The organism is Streptomyces hokutonensis, assembly GCF_042751305.1.
Taxonomy (GTDB): domain Bacteria; phylum Actinomycetota; class Actinomycetes; order Streptomycetales; family Streptomycetaceae; genus Streptomyces; species Streptomyces hokutonensis_A.
Window position 1 is genome coordinate 89,349 of sequence record NZ_JBHYWD010000031.1, and the last position, 18,284, is coordinate 107,632.

The 18,284-nt window shown below is 68.2% G+C and carries 18 protein-coding genes and 2 pseudogenes; 13 read left to right on the plus strand and 7 right to left on the minus strand.

Annotated features, from left to right (window positions below):
- Nucleotides 1-147: 147 nt before the first annotated feature.
- From ACFXC1_RS46035 to ACFXC1_RS46050, 4 genes are read left to right on the plus strand one after another with little or no spacing between them, the layout of a single operon-like run.
- On the plus strand, nt 148-630 hold the full coding sequence (locus tag ACFXC1_RS46035) for a bifunctional 4-hydroxy-2-oxoglutarate aldolase/2-dehydro-3-deoxy-phosphogluconate aldolase (protein WP_381255011.1): 483 nt from the start codon (nt 148-150) through the stop codon (nt 628-630).
- Nucleotides 618-1,655: a sugar kinase gene (locus tag ACFXC1_RS46040; protein WP_381255013.1), complete on the plus strand. Its 1,038-nt coding sequence runs from the start codon at nt 618-620 to the stop codon at nt 1,653-1,655. Before ACFXC1_RS46035 ends, ACFXC1_RS46040 begins: the two co-directional genes overlap by 13 nt.
- A gap of 23 nt (nt 1,656-1,678) precedes the next feature.
- A complete protein-coding gene (locus ACFXC1_RS46045; protein WP_381255015.1) occupies nt 1,679-2,689 on the plus strand; it encodes an aldo/keto reductase in 1,011 nt (336 codons plus the stop codon).
- Nucleotides 2,680-3,399 (plus strand): FadR/GntR family transcriptional regulator, encoded by a 720-nt coding sequence (locus ACFXC1_RS46050; protein WP_381255017.1) that lies wholly within the window; start codon nt 2,680-2,682, stop codon nt 3,397-3,399. The genes ACFXC1_RS46045 and ACFXC1_RS46050 overlap by 10 nt, the downstream gene beginning before the upstream one ends.
- Before the next feature lie 96 nt (nt 3,400-3,495).
- Here ACFXC1_RS46050 and ACFXC1_RS46055 read toward each other — a convergent pair whose 3' ends face one another.
- The gene (locus ACFXC1_RS46055) at nt 3,496-5,727 is read right to left on the minus strand and encodes an alpha-L-fucosidase (RefSeq protein WP_381255019.1); all 2,232 of its coding nucleotides are present in this window, start codon (nt 5,725-5,727) and stop codon (nt 3,496-3,498) included.
- Between the two features lie 378 nt (nt 5,728-6,105).
- Here ACFXC1_RS46055 and ACFXC1_RS46060 point away from each other — a divergent pair, with 378 nt between their 5' ends.
- Complete coding sequence (locus ACFXC1_RS46060) at nt 6,106-6,807, plus strand: FadR/GntR family transcriptional regulator (protein WP_381255021.1); 702 nt, start codon at nt 6,106-6,108, stop codon at nt 6,805-6,807.
- An 85-nt stretch (nt 6,808-6,892) separates the two neighbouring features.
- Nucleotides 6,893-7,102 carry a hypothetical protein gene (locus tag ACFXC1_RS46065; RefSeq protein ID WP_381255023.1) on the plus strand — a complete coding sequence of 70 codons (210 nt, stop codon included), beginning with the start codon at nt 6,893-6,895 and terminating at the stop codon, nt 7,100-7,102.
- 196 nt (nt 7,103-7,298) lie between these two features.
- Here the strand turns inward: ACFXC1_RS46065 and ACFXC1_RS46070 are convergent, their stop codons facing one another.
- The 3 genes from ACFXC1_RS46070 to ACFXC1_RS46080 all read right to left on the minus strand — a co-directional run bounded on the left by ACFXC1_RS46070 (nt 7,299) and on the right by ACFXC1_RS46080 (nt 11,432).
- A complete protein-coding gene (locus tag ACFXC1_RS46070) occupies nt 7,299-7,853 on the minus strand; it encodes a DJ-1/PfpI family protein (protein ID WP_381255025.1) in 555 nt (184 codons plus the stop codon).
- Between the two features lie 387 nt (nt 7,854-8,240).
- Nucleotides 8,241-10,256, minus strand: a complete 2,016-nt coding sequence (locus ACFXC1_RS46075; RefSeq protein WP_381255052.1) for a galactose-binding domain-containing protein — start codon at nt 10,254-10,256, stop codon at nt 8,241-8,243.
- 546 nt (nt 10,257-10,802) lie between these two features.
- Nucleotides 10,803-11,432, minus strand: a complete 630-nt coding sequence (locus tag ACFXC1_RS46080; protein WP_381255027.1) for a hypothetical protein — start codon at nt 11,430-11,432, stop codon at nt 10,803-10,805.
- A gap of 280 nt (nt 11,433-11,712) precedes the next feature.
- Here ACFXC1_RS46080 and ACFXC1_RS46085 point away from each other — a divergent pair, with 280 nt between their 5' ends.
- From ACFXC1_RS46085 to ACFXC1_RS46100, 4 genes and pseudogenes are all read left to right on the plus strand, one after another.
- Nucleotides 11,713-12,186, plus strand: coding sequence for an SUKH-3 domain-containing protein (locus tag ACFXC1_RS46085; protein WP_381255029.1), 474 nt, complete (start codon nt 11,713-11,715; stop codon nt 12,184-12,186).
- Nucleotides 12,187-12,198: 12 nt separating this feature from the next.
- Nucleotides 12,199-12,345: pseudogene (locus tag ACFXC1_RS46090) on the plus strand (IS5/IS1182 family transposase); the annotation flags it as partial.
- Between the two features lie 289 nt (nt 12,346-12,634).
- On the plus strand, nt 12,635-13,054 hold the full coding sequence (locus tag ACFXC1_RS46095; RefSeq protein ID WP_381255031.1) for a PH domain-containing protein: 420 nt from the start codon (nt 12,635-12,637) through the stop codon (nt 13,052-13,054).
- A 423-nt stretch (nt 13,055-13,477) separates the two neighbouring features.
- Entirely contained in the window at nt 13,478-14,284 is an 807-nt protein-coding gene (locus tag ACFXC1_RS46100) for an IS5 family transposase (protein ID WP_381255032.1), read from the plus strand.
- Here the strand turns inward: ACFXC1_RS46100 and ACFXC1_RS46105 are convergent.
- Nucleotides 14,276-14,590: a hypothetical protein gene (locus ACFXC1_RS46105; RefSeq protein WP_381255034.1), complete on the minus strand. Its 315-nt coding sequence runs from the start codon at nt 14,588-14,590 to the stop codon at nt 14,276-14,278. The genes ACFXC1_RS46100 and ACFXC1_RS46105 overlap by 9 nt on opposite strands.
- Before the next feature lie 58 nt (nt 14,591-14,648).
- On the opposite strand from ACFXC1_RS46105, the gene ACFXC1_RS46110 reads away from it, so the two are divergent.
- A complete protein-coding gene (locus tag ACFXC1_RS46110) occupies nt 14,649-15,467 on the plus strand; it encodes an IS5 family transposase (RefSeq protein WP_381255036.1) in 819 nt (272 codons plus the stop codon).
- A 61-nt stretch (nt 15,468-15,528) separates the two neighbouring features.
- On the opposite strand, the gene ACFXC1_RS46115 is transcribed toward ACFXC1_RS46110, so the two are convergent.
- Both ACFXC1_RS46115 and ACFXC1_RS46120 read right to left on the minus strand, forming a co-directional pair.
- Nucleotides 15,529-15,783: a hypothetical protein gene (locus tag ACFXC1_RS46115; protein ID WP_381255038.1), complete on the minus strand. Its 255-nt coding sequence runs from the start codon at nt 15,781-15,783 to the stop codon at nt 15,529-15,531.
- Between the two features lie 166 nt (nt 15,784-15,949).
- A complete protein-coding gene (locus ACFXC1_RS46120) occupies nt 15,950-16,531 on the minus strand; it encodes a TetR/AcrR family transcriptional regulator (protein WP_381255040.1) in 582 nt (193 codons plus the stop codon).
- A 51-nt stretch (nt 16,532-16,582) separates the two neighbouring features.
- Between ACFXC1_RS46120 and ACFXC1_RS46125 the strand changes: the two genes are divergently transcribed.
- Together ACFXC1_RS46125 and ACFXC1_RS46130 are read left to right on the plus strand one after the other, a co-directional pair.
- Entirely contained in the window at nt 16,583-16,930 is a 348-nt protein-coding gene (locus ACFXC1_RS46125) for a hypothetical protein (RefSeq protein WP_381255042.1), read from the plus strand.
- 31 nt (nt 16,931-16,961) lie between these two features.
- Nucleotides 16,962-18,110: pseudogene (locus tag ACFXC1_RS46130) on the plus strand (IS701 family transposase); the annotation flags it as partial.
- Nucleotides 18,111-18,284: the final 174 nt, after the last annotated feature.

An 18,284-nucleotide genomic window follows, 5' to 3' on the forward strand; every position in this document is an offset into this window, starting at 1 on the left:
GGCGGGCCCACCTCCGGGGGGGGGCGGCGCCCCCGCCCGGGCCCCCCGGGGCGGCCCCCCCGGGGGGCCGCCCCCCGGCCCCCCCCCCGCCCGGCGGGCGGCGCCCGCTGCGCGGAGGTCACCTTCCGCACGCCGGACGCCGAACAGGTGCTCAAGGCGATGGCGGCGCACGGCGGACTGGCCGTCGGCGCCGGCACGGTCCTCACCCCCGAGCAGGCGGAGCGGGCGGTCGCGGCCGGCGCCCGTTTCGTCGTGTCGCCCGGCTTCGACGAGGAGGTCGTCGACAAGTGCCGCGAGCTGGGCATGCCCGTGGTGCCCGGCATCGCCACCGCCACCGAGCTGATGCGCGTCCTGAAGGCGGGCCTCGACACCGTCAAACTCTTCCCCGCCGAGCCACTCGGCGGCCCGGCCACGCTACGGGCGCTCGCGGCACCCTTCCCCGGGACTCGGTTCGTGCCGACCGGAGGGATCGACGCCGCCGCCCTGCCCGGCTACCTCGCCGAGCCGTCCGTCCTCGCGGTCGGGGGCAGTTGGATGGCCACCCCCGCCCTCCTGGCGAACGGCGCGTACGACGAGATCCGCCGGCTGACCGCCGACGCGGTGGAGCAGAGCGTGCCGTGGCCGACGTGATCGCCCTGGGCGAGGTGATGCTGCGCTTCGACCCCGGTGAGGGCCGCATCCGCACCGCGCGCAGCTTCCAGGTGTGGGAGGGCGGCGGCGAGTACAACGTCGTACGCGGACTGCGCCGCTGCTTCGGACTGCGCACCTCCGTCGTCACCGCCCTGGCGGACAACGCGGTCGGACGCCTGGTGGAGGACCTGATCCTCCAGGGCGGCGTCGACACCTCACACATCCGCTGGGCCGCGGCGGACGGCATGGGCCGCACCGCTCGCAACGGTCTCAACTTCGTCGAGCGGGGCTTCGGCATCCGCGGCGCGCTGGGTGTCAGCGACCGCGCGAACACGGCCGTCTCCCAGCTGCGCAAGGGGGACGTCGACTGGGACACGGTGTTCTCGGCCGGGGCGCGCTGGTTCCACACCGGCGGCATCTTCGCCGGGCTGTCCGACACCACCGCCGACGTCGCCGACGAGGCCATGGCCGCCGCCCGCCGACACGGCGTCACCGTCTCCTACGACCCCAACTACCGCCCCAGCCTCTGGGACGGCCGGGGCGGACCGGAACGCGCCCGGGAGACCGACCTCCGGCTGGCCCGGCACGCCGACGTCGTCGTGGGTGCGCTCGGACTCGCGGGGCCGCACCCGGGCGCCCTGCGGCTGTCCGACGACGAGGTACCCGACGCGCTCACCACGATCGCGTCCCAGTTGCCGCAGGCGGCAGTACTGGCGACGACCCTGCGCACAGTGCCCTCGGCCGGGGTCAACGACTGGACCTCGCTGGCCTGGTCACGGGAGACCGGGCTGGTGAGCGGCCCCGTCATGCCCGGTCTGCACGTTCTGGACCGCATCGGCTCCGGCGACGGCTTCGCCGCCGGACTCATCCACGGCCTGCTCACCGGGCACTCCCTGGAACGCGCCCTCGCCTACGGCACGGCCCACGGCGCCCTGGTCATGACGACTCCCGGCGACGTCTCCATGGCCACCCTCACCGAGGTCGAAGCGCTCATCACAGGCGCCACGGCACACGTCCGACGCTGAACCACCCCTCCCAGGAGCACATCTTGCGCCGCCGCACGATCCCTCACACCCCCGTAGAGGTCACCGAACTGGGCTTCGGCGCATCGGTGATCGGCAACCTCTACCGGGTGACCGACGCCCATGTCGCCTCCGCCGCCGTCGACGCCGCCTGGGACGCGGGCATCCGCTACTACGACACCGCCCCGCATTACGGCCTCGGCCTCTCCGAACGCCGCCTCGGCGCCGCCCTGCGCGACCGGCCCCGCGAGCAGTACGTCGTCTCGTCCAAGGTGGGCCGCCTCCTCATCCGCAACGAACACCCGCGGGGCGTCGACGACGAGGGGTTCGTCGTCCGCGACGACCTGCGCCGGCAGTGGGACTTCAGCCGCGACGGCGTGCTGCGCTCCCTCGAGGACACGCTGGAGCGCACCGGCCTGGACCGCCTCGACATCGTCTACCTCCACGACCCCGACGACCACTGGCAACAAGCCGCCGACGAGGCCATGCCCGCCCTCGCCGAGCTGCGCGCGCAGGGCGTGATCGGGGCGATCGGCGCGGGCATGAACCAGTCCGCCCTGCTCGCCCGCTTCCTGCGCGAAACCGCCGCCGACCTGGTCATGCTCGCCGGCCGCTACACGCTCCTCGACCAGTCCGCCCTCGACGACGTCCTGCCCACCGCACAAGAACACGGCAAAGCCGTCGTCGCCGCCGGCATCTTCAACTCCGGCCTCCTCTCCCACAACCGGCCCACCGAAGGCATGAAATACGACTACCAAGCCGCCCCGCCCGACCTGGTGCAGCGGGCCATGGCCATCGCCGATGTCTGCGAGCGGTACGGCACCACCCTGCCCGCCGCCGCCATCGCCTTCCCCCGCACACACCCCGCCGTCATCAACGTCACCCTCGGCATGCGCGACCCCGGCCAAGTCCGGCGCAACGCGCGGCTGCACCAGCAGTTCATCCCCCAGGAGCTCTGGCACGACCTGCGCGACCAAGGGCTCCTCCGCGCCGAAACCCCCTTCGCACCCGACGAGCGGAGTCAGCCGTGTCCCTGACTGACAAGGCGATTGCCCAGATCCGCCAACTCATCGCCTCCGGGGTCCTGCCTCCGGGCGCGAAGCTGCCCCCCGAGCCCGAGCTGGCCGCCCAGCTCGGGCTCTCCCGCAACCTCGCACGCGAGGCGGTGAAGGCGCTGTCCGTGGCGCGCGTGCTGGAGATCAGACGGGGCGACGGCACATATGTCACCAGCCTGCAGCCGAGCCTGCTGCTCGAGGGCCTCGGCGGCGCGGTGGAATTGCTCCAGGGCGATCCCGGTGCCGTACTGGACCTCATGGAGGTGCGGCGTCTGCTCGAGCCCGCCGCCACCGCCCTGGCCGTCGCCAGGCTTTCGGACGAAAGACTGGCGGAGGTGAAGCGGCATCTGGACGCCATGCGCGAGGCGCGCGACGACGTCGAGCGTCTCAACGCGCACGATGTGGCGTTCCACCGCGCCATCGTGGACGTCACCGGCAACGAAACGCTGATCACCCTGCTGGAAGGCATCTCGGGCCGCACCCTGCGGGCTCGGATCTGGCGTGGTCTGGTGGACACCCGCGCGGCGGCCCGTACCCTGGCGGAACACGAGGGGATCTACGCCGCACTGGCCACCCGTGACGCCGTGCTGTGCCATGCCGCGGCCCTGGTGCACGTCAACAGCACCGAGCAGTGGCTGCGGGAGCACCTGAAGTCCACGGAGGCCTTGCCGGTGACTGGACCCCTCGAATGAGGCCGCGGCGTCCGCACCGCCGCAACAGTGGGAGAGGGACTGCCCGGACGGTTCTCCGTCCGGGCAGTCCCTCGGTTCGCCGCCTTCACGCCCGTGTCACTGGGCGGTGAAAGTCCACAGCAGGTTGGTGCTGCTGCCGTAGCCCCACTGCTTGGTGACGGAGCCGGAGGCCACGTTCCCGCCGCCGTCCAGGACGAGGCCGGTGGCCCGGTTGGCGATGGTGCACATGCCCTCGCCGCGGTGGGTGACCGTCCACTGCTGGTTGTTGCTGCCGTTCCACGCCGCTTGCTGGACCGGGGAGCCGTTGGACGTGGCGCCCCAGCCGTCGGCGACCATGCCGTTGGTGCGGTTGACCAGCTTGTAGTAGCCGCCGCCGACCTCCACGAGCTGCCACTGGAGGTTGGGGCTGCCGTCCCAGGTGTACTGCTTGAGGTTGGATCCCGACGCGACGTTTCCCCCGCTGTCCAGGGCCAGACCGTCGGTGACGTTGGTGATGCGGAAGTAGACGGCCGGATTGAATTGCACCTTCAGGGACGTGATCTGGTCGTTCTGGCCGGTGACCCTGAGGTCGGGGTTGTCGGCGGTGAAGGTCCAGGAGGTGCCGGTGAAGTTGTCACCGCTGTAGGCGACGATCTGGTTCCCGGCCGCCGGCCTCAGGGAGGAGATGCTCTGGGCGTCGAGCCCGGCCAGCTGCAACTGCTCGGCCGTGTAGGTGCCGGGGTCGAGCACCGCGTAGTTCGCGGAGTAGTTGACGTCCTGGTAGACCACGGCACCGACCGCCGGCCGCAGCGGGGGGATCTGGCCGGAGAAGCTGAGCTTGAGGACGTAGGCGCCCGCGGTGTACGGCGCCGAGGAGGGCAGCGTCACGGTCAGTCCGGAGGGGTCCTGCGTCGGTGCGGCGAGGTTGATGTAGGTGCCGGCGGTCGAGTCGAGCAGCTTCACCGACGTGAGCGAGGAGAGGTTGATGCGGTCCGAGCCGAGCGTCTTGATCTTCAGTGAACTGCCAGGCCAGCCGAGAACGGTGGCGTACAGCACCGTGTTGCCCTTGCTGCGGGTGAAGCGGATGTCCTGCGCGGTGCCGACGAGCGGGGCGGTGAACGCGCCGCCGCCCATGCGGGTGGGGCCCTCGCCGTACTGCGTCCAGGCACGGGTCTCGTACATCGACTCCCCGAAGCGCTTCAGGTAGTCGCCGATGCCGAGCAGCACGTCCTTCTGACCCTGGGGGATCGTGCCGTCGGCCATCGGCGCGATGTTCAGCAGCATGTTGCCGTTCTTGCTGACCCGGTCGATCAGGGAGTGCAGCATCTGCTGGGTGCTGTAGTAGCCGATGCCCTGCGTGTAGCACCAGCTGGAGCTGGAGATGCTGTCGTCGGTGAGCCAGTAGGGCGCGGTCAGGTCGGCCGGGCCGCCGCGCTCGTAGTCGAAGACCTCGCCGTGGCTGTTGAAGCCGTCCTTGTAGGTGGCGACGACCTCTTTGCCCCAGGAGTTGGCCTGGTTGTAGTAGTACGACAGGAAGTTCAGGCGCTGGGTCTCGTCGACCTTGTTCAGGTCGAAGTCCTCCCAGAGGATGTCCGGTTGGGCGCGGTCGATGACTTCCTTGAGCTTGTCGTACCAGAGCTGGTTCTCGGCGGTGGAGCCCAGCTGTCCGTAGAGCTTCTTCAGGCTGGGGTCGGTCTGGGCGGGCACGTGTTCGTAGTACCCGTTGAAGTTGTACGCGTGGTGCATCGCCACCAGCAGCTTCAGGTTCTTCGCCCGGATCGCCGTGGTGAACAGCTTCAGCAGGTTGAGCTTGGGGCCCTTGGCGACCGAGTTCCACTCGTTGACCTGCGAGTCCCACATGGAGAATCCGTCGTGGTGTTCCGCGACGGGTCCCGCGAACTTCGCCCCGGCGTCGACGAACAGCTGGGCCCACTCGTCGGGGTCGAAGTTCCCGCCGGCGGACTTGAGTTTGGGTGCGAACTGGGTGAAGTGGCCCGCCTTGTCGTTCGCTCCGTTGATGAAGTTGTGGTAGGGCCACACCGAGGGGTCGCCGTAGGTCGCGATGTGGTGTGTGTTGGCGTTGCTCCCGGCGATGTACATGTTGCGGGGGTACCACTCGCTGTCGTACGCGGGGACGCTGAAGACACCCCAGTGGAAGTAGATGCCGAACTTGGCGTCCTGGAACCACTCCGGGGCGGGCGGGTGCTGGTTCACCGAACTCCATGCGGGTGTGTAGGTGCTGGGGGCGGCCTGCGCGGTGCCGGCGCCGAACACTCCCCCCGTGACGGCTGCGGCGGCCACGCAGGTGGCACCGGCCAGGAACTGACGTCTGTTGATCGAACTGGGCATGGGCCATCCCTGTGACGGACGAAGGCAGACGGGAGAGGTGGGACCGGCTCGACGGCCACCACCCGTCGCGCCGATCGTTACGGAAGAAGGTCCGCCATGTGTCCTCGCCATGTCAACGGGCGTGCAGGGATGAAAACAGGATTTCAACTGCCCTTTTGAGGTGATATAGGCTGTCTATGACATTTGCGCACCGGTAAACATACAATGTTTCCGAGCCGGAAAGTGCTTCATCGACGTCCCGCACGCACCAGGTGGCGGCGGCACACACCGACGGCGGACCTTCCGTGGCCGCCCCGGTATCATCGGCGCCACACTCGACGCGCCGCCCCGGTCACTCGTGCACCGGACCACACCGCGTGCTCACGGAAGGAGTTCACGTTGTCCCTGACAGACAGGGCCATCGGGCAGATCCGTGAGCTCATCCGCTCCGGCGCACTGCCGCCGGGCGCGAAGCTGCCCGCGGAGCCTGAGCTCGCCGCGCAGCTGGGTCTCTCCCGCAACCTCGCCCGCGAGGCGGTCAAGACACTGGCCGTGGCCCGGGTGCTCGAGGTACGGCGCGGCGACGGCACCTACGTGACCAGTCTCCAGCCCAGCCTGCTGCTCGAGGGGCTCGGTAGCGCCGTGGAGCTCCTCCAGAGCGACTCGGGCGCCCTGCTGGATCTCATGGAGGTCCGGCGGCTGCTCGAACCGCTCGCCACCGGACTGGCCGCCGCCAGAATCACCGACGCCCAACTGGCTGAAGTCAAGGGCCACTTGGATGCGATGCGGGACGCGAGCGACGACGTGGAACGGCTCAACATCCATGACGCCGCCTTCCACCGCTCGGTCGTGGCGGCCACCGGCAACGAAAGCCTGCTCACCCTGCTCGAGGGCATCTCGGGCCGTACTCTGCGTGCCCGGATCTGGCGGGGCCAGTTGGACGACCAGTCCGCCGGGCGGACTCTCGCCGAGCACGAGGCGATCTACAACGCCCTCTGCACCCGCGACGCCGCGGTGAGCCAGGCCGCGGCCCTGCTGCACGTCAGCAACACCGAGCACTGGCTCCGCGAGCACCTGCGATCAAACACAGCACAGGCATAGCGAAGGGGGCCGGTCCCTGGCCGTTCGCGGACAAGGTCGCCGACGTCGTCGGCCTCTACCGACTGCCCCGCCGGGCGGGGCAGTCGTGCTTTCGATCGACGAGAGGACGCAGATCCAGGCCCTGGACCGGACTCAGCCGGTGCTGCCCGTTACCTTCGCAGCCACCGAAAAACGCACCCACGACTACGTCCGGCACGGCACCACGAACTTCTTCGCCGCGATCAACGTCGGCACGGGCGAAGTGATCGGCGAGTGCAAGCCGAGTCGGAACGGCAAGAATTTCCTGGCCTCTTGAAGAAGGCGGTGAAACCGCCCGCGGACAGGAGATTCATGTCGTCCTGGACAACTGTCGGCGTACGGACTTCTCTTGCCAGGGTCGGCGGTGGCCGAGGCCGACCCGGCTGCCGCCGAGCCCGCCACCCGCTGAACCCCTCGGTCAGGCCCTGGAACCCGCCACGGGCTCCGGGGCCTCGTATGGATCCCGGCCCGGGTCAACTCGCTCGCCTCGCGCCCGCGTAACGTGCGACCAGATGCAGAGCCATGTCGATGCCGGCCGACACCCCGGCGCTGGTGACGACGACGCCGTCGTCCACATACCACTCTCGCGTCCGTACATCGACCGACGGGTCGATCTTCGCGAGCCTGTCGAGGTAGTCCCGGTGCGTGCTCGCCGGGCGGCCCGCCAGCAGACCGGCGGCGGCGAGCACCAGCGAACCGAAGCACACGCTCGCCGGCGCGGTGCCCTGCGCATGAAGGCGTCGCAGCCACTCCAGGTGCGCCGCATCCTTGACCAGAACGCGCGTGCCGTTGCCGCCGGGGTGGACGAGGACATCGAACGCCGGCACATCGGTCGCGGCGTGGTCGGCGACGAGCCCCAGCCCCTTCGAACCGCGCACCACTCCGGCCTCCGGCCCAACGGCCAGTACGCACAATGGAGTTGACGCGATTTGAGACACCCGGAATCCGAGAGCCTCCCACGGGCCGACCACGTCGAGTTCCTCGACATCGTCGAACAGCAGCACACCGACGGTCAGAGTGTCGCTCACGCCACCACCCCAGCCCGCACCGCGACGGCCGACCGGGGGTCCCTCGCGGTGGCTTCGGGGCAGCCTCAACACGTCCGGGCTCTTCGGCCACCAGGAGGCGCTGCACCGGGCCGGAAAGGTTCTCGCGGCCTGCACCAGGTGACCGAGGGCCCTCGTGACGCCTCCGCGCCCCCGGCGTATCGCTGTCGAAGGGGCCGGCCGGCCGCGGATCGTTGTGGATCTCCCCGGTGGAGATCGCCGCGGTCCGCCGGAATGGCTCGGGGTGCGGCGCGACCGCTCCGCAAGGCGTGCCAGGAGAGGGCCGTGACGGACCGCCCGTGCGGAGACGGAGCTCGTCGGGGCGGTCGCGCGTGGGGGACGGCGTGCGTGCCGTCCGTCGGCCCCTGCTCAGGCGCTGTGGACCCCGATCTCGTACAGCGAGTACCCCCAGTCTGTTCCGCGATCGAGGCCGTGGACCCGGACGTAGCGGGCCGGAGTCCCGGTGAACCGGGCCGTGTCCAGGCCGCCGTCGCCGCTCGTGGTGGACCAGGCGGTCTGCCAGTTCGTGCCGTCGGTGGAGAGCTCGATGCGATACGACTTCCCGTACGCGCGCTCCCAGTCCAAGGTCACCCGGGAGACCAGGTGGGTGGAGCCCAGGTCCACCTGCCACCACTGGTCGTCGCTCCAGTCGCTGGCCCAGCGGGTGGCGTCGTCGCCGTCGACGGCTCGGCCCGGCTGGTAGCTGGTGAACGGGTTCGACTCGGACGAACTGGCCGTCGACGGCTGCCCCTTGGCAAGGTTCACCGAGGCCTGGTGCTGTTCGGTGGCCCGCCAGGTGTCCAGGTAGGACTCGGCGCCCCGGAACAGGTCGTTCACCACGTCCTGGCCGCCGACCTGCCGGATGTCCTCGATCCAGTCGGGGATCATCCCGGCGTGGGCCGCGCCGTCGGTGTTGATGTCGAAGGTGCGCTCGCCGGAGGTCTGCCGGTCGATGACGGAGCCGCCGTCGACGCTCTTGAAGGGGTACGTCACCTTGTTCGCTGCGTCCGCGCCCCGCGGGGCGGGATGGTCGCCGATGCCGTTGAAGTCGGTGCCGTAGCCGTAGCCCACGCCGTACTTGTCGCGCAGCGCCTTGGTCCGGGCGGCTTCCGCGACGAAGCCCTCGGAGCCGTGCATGTACTGGGCGACGAAGCCGCCGAGGGCGTAGACCCGTTCGGTCCAGTTCAGGTCCATCCAGCTGTGCGAGGAGATCACGCCGGGGTAGGACGCCGATTCCAGGATGTCCAGCGCCTGGCCGACGGCCTTGACACCCATGTGGTCGATCTCCAGCATCATCTTGCGTTTCATCATGCCGCGCACGGCATACTCGCCGAGTTCGGTGAGGCCACGCTTGTTGCACTGCGCGTTCGAGTCGTACGAGGGGACGTCCACGCCGGCCGGCAGGTCCGACTCCGCCTCGGACGTGGCGCTCCCGATGGGGTTGTCGTGCTGCGGGCCGGTGCACTTCTCGGTCTGCCAGAAGGTACCGGTGGACAGGAACTGGCCGACGTTGATGGCCGTTCCGAGGCCGCCGGAGTCGAAGCGGACGCCGCACAGCGCGTTGTCGAACTTGTGGCAGAGGAACATGGAGCGGACGCCGAGGGCGTAGAGCTCGTCGAGTCCCTTGTCGATGTCCTGCTTGCTGCACTGTGGGATGTCGAGGATCTGCTTGCAGCCGAAGGGTTCGGAGGTCTCGACCCCGAGGACGACGGCGAGTTTGCCCTCCTCGACGACCTGCCGCGCCTGCGCGCTGTCGGTGACGATCCGGAACCAGCCCTTGCCGGTGCCGCCGTACATCTTGTCGATGTACGCCTGGAGCGCGTAGGTCATCTTCGCCTGCAGCCGGATCGAGGTCATCTCGTCACAACTGCGGTCCTTGAAGGGGTAGATGGAGCAGATCATGCCGTTGGTGACCAGGTCGTTGACGAGCACGCGCTGTCCGCCGCGCCAGGCCCGCTCCACCCAGGCGTAGTAGTCGGCCTGGTGGGTCATCGAGTCGTACGCGGGCCAGTCCTTGAAGGTCGGCCAGCCGACCGGGTCGTGCTTTCCGTCGCCCCCGTGGGTGATGTAGTCGAAGAGCGCGAGGCTGCCGTCGGGGTAGTGCTCGGGGCAGTCCTTCAGGGCGTCGGCGACACCAGCCTCGGAGAAGACCTTGCCGCAGATCAGCCGGCCGCCGAAGGCCTCGTTGCCGAAGAGGTGGTTGTGCGCGTCGACGAACCCCTGTACTTCTCCTGCCGAGTTGGTGCCGGTGAAGGGTTCGCCGGTGACGTTGATCTGAACGTCCGGGGCGGGGCGGGCGGTCGGGATCCACCAGTCGTTGCCGGCCGCCGAACTCGGGGTGGGCTCGAGGGCCATGGCCAGTACCAGGAGCAGCAGCGACAGCATGGTGGCGTGCCTGCGTCTGCGGTACGAGCGTCGAAGCGGCGTCAAGGCCCACATCCCTCGGTCGGCGGGAAGACGCGGTTGACCGACCGTTGAGGTTGTCATGACCCGCGCAATACTTGGGACGAGGATCGGGCCGCATGCCCGCCGAGTCAAGCGTCCGGAACACCTTGGCTGATCTTTCCGACGCGGAAGTCCCGAACTGCCGTCTCAGCGGCAGGACTCCCGGGCCCGGGCACCCAGTACGGGGACGTCCACTTTGGTCACGATGATCGGCCGGAAGTTCGAGCAGGATCTTCGCGAGGACTTCCCCGAGCGGTTTGCCCCCGAGCGGCTGGGGGCTTAAGCGCACACAGCGCACGACCGTCCCGCTCGCGACATCGACCATGTCCTGCACTGGTTCGCCTGGCGACGCCGTCACCAGTCCATCGCGCAAGCCTGCCGCCGACGCTGGAACAACATCACCGCCGCCGCGACCACATGACACCACCATGACGACCAAGAGCTACAGGTGCCGGGCTGAGCGTTGGACAGTCAACTGCACGCCAGTCAGCGACGATCGCGGTCGGAGGCGAAGGGGGTATCTATGTCGGGGATCCAGAAGCAGATCTCCAGGGTCTTCAGCCACGGGTAGTGTCGCGTCTTCCTCTCTCTCCATATGGTGCCGACGACGGCCGTCGACAGGAGCAGGACGCAGCAGGCTGCCACCAGCCGGTGGGGGCCGACGGCGAATTCGACCAGCGCAGCGGTTGTTGCCATGGTCAGCGAGAGAGCGAGGTTGCGTTGCATGAGCCCCACCGCCTCCATACGTACTACCTCGCCGGCGACCGGTTTGTTGTGCAGTTCGGCGGCGGCCAGCAACACGTTGGGATCCGCGGACATGAAAGCGCGGTCCCGGGCGTCGGGAACGCCGGCAAGGAAAATACGCCGGGCGTCGTCGGGAGTCTGGTGCCGACGAGGCATGATCTTGTCGAGGACGGCGCTCAGGGGGGTGGTGACAGTGCCCAGTACATAGCTGCTCACCACGGCGCCGACCACCAGCAACGCCGACGGCGCCGTAGCCAGGGCGCCGATGTCGACCACATGCAGGCGGCCGAGGGCATAAAGGAGGACCGCAAGCTGCACTCCTCCCGGGATCGCGATGCCAAACAGTTCGAAGAGGCCGACGGTAAAGGTCACGAATATCCTCCTGGTGTTTGGGGTGGCACTGTCGTTCACTGCGGGCCGGAGCCCGCGTCGAGCGCGGTCGGCTCGTCAAACGCTCCGAGGCTCGCGCAGCCCGAATCACAGCAACTGATCGACTGCTCTTCATTTCTGCCTCAGCGTTGTCCCGTAAACGATCTGCGTGTCTTCCGTGACCGGTAGCCCTGTCTGCTGGCCGGGATGTGCGGCAAACTCAGGACACCATGCGCGATCGAGGGGACGGGGAGGGCGCATAGAACGCATCAGTGAGTCGGTGATGGGTTGCGATCCGTCGGTACTGGAGGCGCTTGGGCTTGCTGGGTGGACAGCAGGTCGCAAGATCGCCACTGCGGGCTGGGGACAGCAGCTGACGGACGCGGGGTTCGAGCTCAGCGACGTGGCACTCGGAGTCTGGGCTGAGTTCGGTGAGCTGACGATCAAGAGCTCCTCGGTCCGCGTCCCCGGCTCGTCACTGCACATTGAGCCCGTTGACGCCTGCATCGACAGCGCCGAGGAAGCATCCTCGCTGAGGCGTCGGTACGCAGAGAACTACAGCCCTCTGGGTATGTGGTCGGTCCAGTTCAGGTCGTATATCGCGGCAAGCGGGCGCGTCGTCGCTGTGGGGCCGAACTGGCTGTGGCCCCTGGGCTCAACCTTCGTGGAGGCGTTGGCCTACGTGGTGGATGGCGATGGCGGCGTCAATCGTGCAGAACAAGCGGACTGGCTCGCCAACTGCCTCCCCGGCAGGTGAGACGATCTTACGGTGGCTGGTGTGATCACGGCGTCGGAGCCGTCTTGGACAACCCCGTTCACCGGGCTGAGCCCACGTCAGTTGAGCAAGCTGGTCATCGCGCTGCGGCGTGAGGGTGCGGATCCGGTGCGCAAGGGCCGGCCGTGGAGCCTACCGCTGGCCGTCACCCTGGGACCGTTCACCATCTCGGTCAGCGCGGCAGTCCCCTCCGCCGATGCTCTGTGTGCCGCGATCCACGCCTCGACACGCGCAGTCGACCAGCGGAGCACGGCCGAACTACGAGACCAAGTCATCCAGGCGCTGACCGACGCGGCGATTCCCTGCGCACCCCCGCAGGGCCGGGTCCTCGTCTCACAGGACCACGACATGCGGGTCTGGCTCTCCTTCAATCTCAGCAGCGTTCGTCCGGTCTGTTGCGGGAGGTCGCCTGCGGCGGTACACAGCGGATGTGCGGGAGACCATCAGGATTCCATGGGTAACAGCGTTGCAATTGCTGATCTTTCAGATGCTGGCCCTGATCGGCTTGGGGGGTATCCAGGGCTCGCCAGGGGTGATCAGGCCCTGGCTGTACGGGGCCCTGGCGGCAGCCTGGGCATTGCTGACGTGGAGGACCGCCACGGCACGGCTCCAGGTGTCCCCTGAAGGCATTCGCAGTCACGGGACATGGCGCACGCGGTTCGTGTCGTGGGACGACCTGGTCCGGGTGCGCGCTTTCCCGGCAACGGGTCCCCTGTGGGAGTTCCCCATCGCGATCCTCTCCGATGGAAATTATGTGCCGCTCACCGGCGCATATGGCTTGCGCAGCGAGCGCGAGTCGCGTGTGGCCCAGATCGCGGAGCACCTCACCATGCTGGCCGAACAGGCCTGACCACCCGGAGGTTCCGGACGGACACCACGAGGAACTGGCGGAGCGTGTCCCGACCGCGCTTGACGGCGCCGGGCTGCGGCTGACGTCGTCGACGTTCCCGGAGGCACAGGACATCTCTGAACGCCTGGTCGCTGGCGAGCCGATGCGCGTGGACAGGAACGGCCCGTAGATCGGCAAGTCCCAGGTGGGCCACCGGTGATGAGGCTTCGTGAACTCAAATCGCCCCATCGATCAACTGAACGGGAGCTCCAATATGTCGAAGAACGCCCGGTTCCGCTCGGTGGCTGCGTTGACAAGACGGTCGAAGCTCTTCACTTCGATGTAGGCCTTGTACGACTCATTGAACCTCTTTCATCCTGTGCTGGCGGGTGAAATTGGCTGGTCAGTGGGTGTGGTGACGAGGCAGGGCCCCTCGTCGTTGGCGTGGTGATTCCACTCAGCACACCGGCGACCAAAGGGGCCCTGTTGGTTCCGTATCCTGCCACGCTCGACGTCCCGCACGAGCTCGTTGAGCACGTCGCCTGGCTGCTGTACGAGCACCGCCGCGCACGTAACACCCGCTGGCGCAAGCTCCGCTGCTTCGACCAGGCACTGCTCACGCTGGTCCACCTGCGCAAGAACGAGACGTTCGCCCAGCTCGGCGCCGGGTTCGCGATATCGCAGGCCACCGCCTGGCGCTACGTGGACGAAGCCCTGGAGGTGCTGGCTTCCTGGGCCCCAGGCCTCCATGAAGCCCTCACCGGCCTTGGTGAGGGCGACCACGTCATCGTTGACGGCACGCTGATCCCCACCGACCGCGTCCGCGCCGATCAGCCGTACTACTCGCAGAAACACAAGAAGCACGGCATGAACGTGCAGGTCATCGCCCGCCCTGACGGCACACCGCTGTGGTTCTCCCGCGCGACACCCGGTCGCACGCACGACCTGACCTCGGCCCGCGCCCACGGCATCGTCCAGGCCTGCCTGACCCGGCAGATCCTCGTGCTGGCGGACCCCGCCTACCAGGGCGCCGGCGCCACATTCCGCACCCCGTACTACCACCACAGCGAACAGCCCGAGCACTACCAGCAGTTCAACCGCGACCACGCCCGGCTCCGGGCCCCCGGCGAACGCGCCTTCGCCCGGCTCAAGTCCTGGCGCATCATGCGCAGAGCACGCTGCTCCACCCGCCGCATCAGCCGCACCGTCCAAGCCATCCACACACTCATGACCTGCGACTATTCAGGATGAAAGAGGCTCATTGAAACCGAAGTAGCCCATTCCGTCGCGGGTGGGACGCAAGCCTGCGTACTTGCATCTATTCTCCATCGTCGACGTGAGATCGGCGATGACGTAGCAGAAAGCGGGTGGCTCCGGCGTCGCGGGGATCGGCCGCCCCGATGCGGTCTTCACGCCGCCGGCACGCACGCGATTCACATACTCAAGGCATTGCTGGATCGGATCTTTGCCCTCCGACGCGTCGTTACGCATCGGTCGTTTGATCTCGATCACGACGATGGACGGCAGCGGGAGCTTCTCGCCCTCCGCGGCCAGCACTGGGGCGTCGACGAGCCTAAGACCGTGTCCTACGTGGTGATCATTCGTTGGACTGGTCATGGGGCGGGGTACGTGGAGTTGGATTGTTCCGGACGAGCTGTGGGAGATCGCGAAGCCGCTGATCCCGCCGTCGAGGGTGCGGCCGCAGGGCGGCGGAACGCAGGACACTCCTGATGAGACGCTGTTCGCGGCCATCGTCTACGTCCTGGTCAGCGGCTGCGCCTGGCGAGCGTTGCCGCCGTGCTTCGGGATATCGAAGTCGACCGCTCATCGCCGGTTCCTGATCTGGTCGAGAGCCGGCGTCTGGGGCCGCCTGCACGAAGCCGTGCTGCACCGCCTCGACGACGCCGGCCTCATCGACGTCACCCGCGCCGTCCTCGACACCGCCCACGTCCGCGCTAAAAAAGGCGGCGAACACACAGGTCCGAGCCCCGTGGACCGGGGTAGGCCGAGTTCAAAGATGCACGTCCTGTCGGACGCGAACGGACTGCCCCTCCTCGTCGGCATCTCGGCCGGCAACGTCCACGGCAGCGAAGGACTGAAGCCCATGGTCGAGGGTCACCAAACGAGACACGACCCTCACCGAGGCCGGTACTCCAAGCCCCAGCGCCTCCACGCCGACAAAGCCTACGACCACGCCAGCCTGCGGAAATGGCTGCGCGGCAAGCGCATCGGAGTCCGGATCGCGCGAAAAGGCATCGAGTCCAGCAAACGGTTGGGGCGCCGCAGGTGGGTGATCGAGCGCGTGATGTCGTGGCTTTCCGGCTACCGCAGACTCAGTTCCCGCTACGAGCGACATCCCCGCAACTACCTGGCCTTTCTCGGACTCGCCGCCGCCCTCTGCTGCTATGAACGCCTCGTCCGCCTCACCACGTAGGACACGGTCTTAGTATCCCCGGCCGCAGGGACACCAGGACCGCCCGGGCCAGAGCCTGCTCTCAGGTGCGCAGAGCTGCGGTCGCAGCGTCGAAGACAGCGTGGGTGCCGCACTCCACCAGACCGACCATGCGCAACTGCGGGTAGCCGACGTCCTGTTCACCACACCCGAAGCGCGACGGACGGCCGAACGCCTCCACGTTCGCATTCGTGTCGGGCAGGTCAAACGTACTCCAGCCGTAGATCGTGATCTCGGTGGTGAGGGGCGCCGAGGCAGCTGGTGGCCAGCGTCGATCATCTCGCCCGAGATCGACCACGCCGTCGCGGGCGTCGGCTCCTTCTCCGTCTACCCGAGTTCACCGAGACGGAGGGCGTCCCTTATCTCGCTGAGCTCCGCCCTCCTATGGCTGGTCCGCTCTTTCGGCGTGCCACGGCCTTCATGACGCGACTGCCCAACCTCGCCTCGAACGCCTGCGGGCCGCGTCAGCCTGCACCCGGACCGGTGGCGGGTGGCCACACCACGCTCAGCACCCGTTCCGGCCAGTCGTCGGGAATCCCGTCAGCGGTGACGTAGCGGCCGTAGAACGAGCCGATCAGCATGCTGACGATCGCGTCGAGATCGGCGGAGTCGGGCAGACTGCCGGCAGCCAACGCCTGCCGTAGCAGCGTCCGTCGCGACTCGACGATGCGCTGTTTGAACAGATCGAGCAGTTCGGGGTGCCGTTCCTCCTCGGCGAGCAGTGAGCCGAGGATCGACATCGCAGGGACGGCCCGCAGGTTGCTGTGGAAGTTCTCCAGGATCGCCAGGACATGGGCACGTGGGGTCGGAGCGGCACAGGGCGGCTCCTCGACCCGCACTGAACCGATCACCGCGGCGACCAACTCGGCCTTGGTGCGGTATCGGCGCCGGAGGCTGGGCACGGTGGTGCCCGCGGCGGTCGCCACGGAATCCAATGACATGCGGGCGTAGCCGAGTTCGCCGAGCTGGCGGGCGGCGGCGGCCAGGAGCGCCCGGTCCAGGTCGGGGTTCCGCGGACGGCCTGCCTTGACGTGTGGATCAGTCATTACATTATGATATGGCATCGGAACGTAATTCATCCAGGGGAGGGACTCGCCATGACTGAGCGGCTGCCCGCGACCACGTCTGTCCGGATATCGCTCGCCACCTTCGACCCGGGCCGGTTCGCCGAGGTCGACGCCGCGAACAAGAGCTCCTCGGAGTACCTGACCCCGGCCATCCAGCAGTTGCCGGGCCTCGTCCACTACTACGTGGCCATCTCGCCGCAGGGCTCGATGGTGCACGTCAGCATCTGGGACACCGAGGAACACGCGCAGCAGATGAGCCACCTGAAAGAGATGGTCGTCATCGCGGCCGAGGAGTTGGAGGCGGCCGGCGCGACGTTCGTCCGGCCGATCGTCAACTACCCGATCAGCTGGACGCCGTCGGACGAGATCCAGTTCTGACCGGATCGAGCGACCAGGACGGCGTCCACGGGCAGAGTGGGCCGGAGAGAGCACCCCGGACGGCATGCAGCACCTGCTCGGGCGGCCCAAGTGGGACGCCGACCAGGTCCGCGACGACGTGCGGGCCTACGTGGTGGAGCATCTGCGGGACGATCAGGCGGTTCTGGTGGTCGACGAGACCGGCGACGTGAAGAAGGGCCCCGACACCGTCGGTGTCCGGCACCAGTACACCGGCACCGCGGGCAGGATCGAGAACGCGCAGGTCGCCGTCCATCTCGTCTACACGGCCGCCGCGGACACACCGCGGTGGACCGGGAACCACGCCGCGATAGACCGGGAACCGTACGTTCCGCTTTCCGGGACCTCGGACCCCGACCGCTGCCGGGCCGTCGGACTCGGTGGCAAGAGCGAATTCGCGACCAAACCGCAGCTTGCCGCCCGCATGGTCACCCGATTCCTGGACGCCGGCCACCGGGCCGCCTGGGTCGCGGGAGACGAGGTCCACGGCGGCAACCCGACGCTACGCGCCGCGCTGGAAGAACGCGGCACTGGCTACGTCCTCGCGGTGGCCTGCTCGCACGAAGTCACCGCAGGCGACGGGAAGTTCCGCGCGGACACGCCGGACAGGAAGGTGCCCAAGAGGGCCTGGCAGAAGCTTTCCGCAGGGAGCGGAGCCAAGGGCCACCGCTTCTGCGACTGGGCCGTCATCGACCTCACCGACCTCCGGCCCGGAAGCCGGCAGTTGCTGATCCGCCGCAACCGCAGTACCGGCGAACTCGCGTACTACCACTGCTACTCGCAGGCCGCCGCAGTGCCGCTAACCACCCTGGTGCGCGTCGCTGGATCAAGGTGGCGGGTCGAGGAGTTTTTCCAGGGCAAGGGCGTGGCGGCCTTGGACGAGCACCAGGTCCGCCGCTACCCGTCCTGGTCTCGCTGGGTCACCCTGCCCATGCTCGCCCACGCCTTCCTCGCCGTCGTCCGCGCGAACGAAGCCGACCGCGATCCCGCACCAGACGCCCTCGTACCGCTCACCTGCAACGAGATCCAACGGCTGTTCATCACGCTCGTCATCCGGCCCGCCTTTGACCCGGTCCACCGGCTCCGCTGGTCCGACTGGCGACGCCGCCACCAGGCCCGATCCCAGTCCAGCCACTACCGGCGGCAAGCCGCTCGAACGTGAAGATCGCGATTTACGGCTGGAGTATTAGCCTCGCGCTTTCACCGAGCGGACGAGGGATGAGCGGCCAAGTAGGGAGGAAGGGGCGTTGAGCTGGGGTGACAGGTTAATACCGTCTCGTTGCGACGTCCTGTCGCTCTTCACTCTGAAAGTGTTCCCGGCCAACGCCCACTCGCG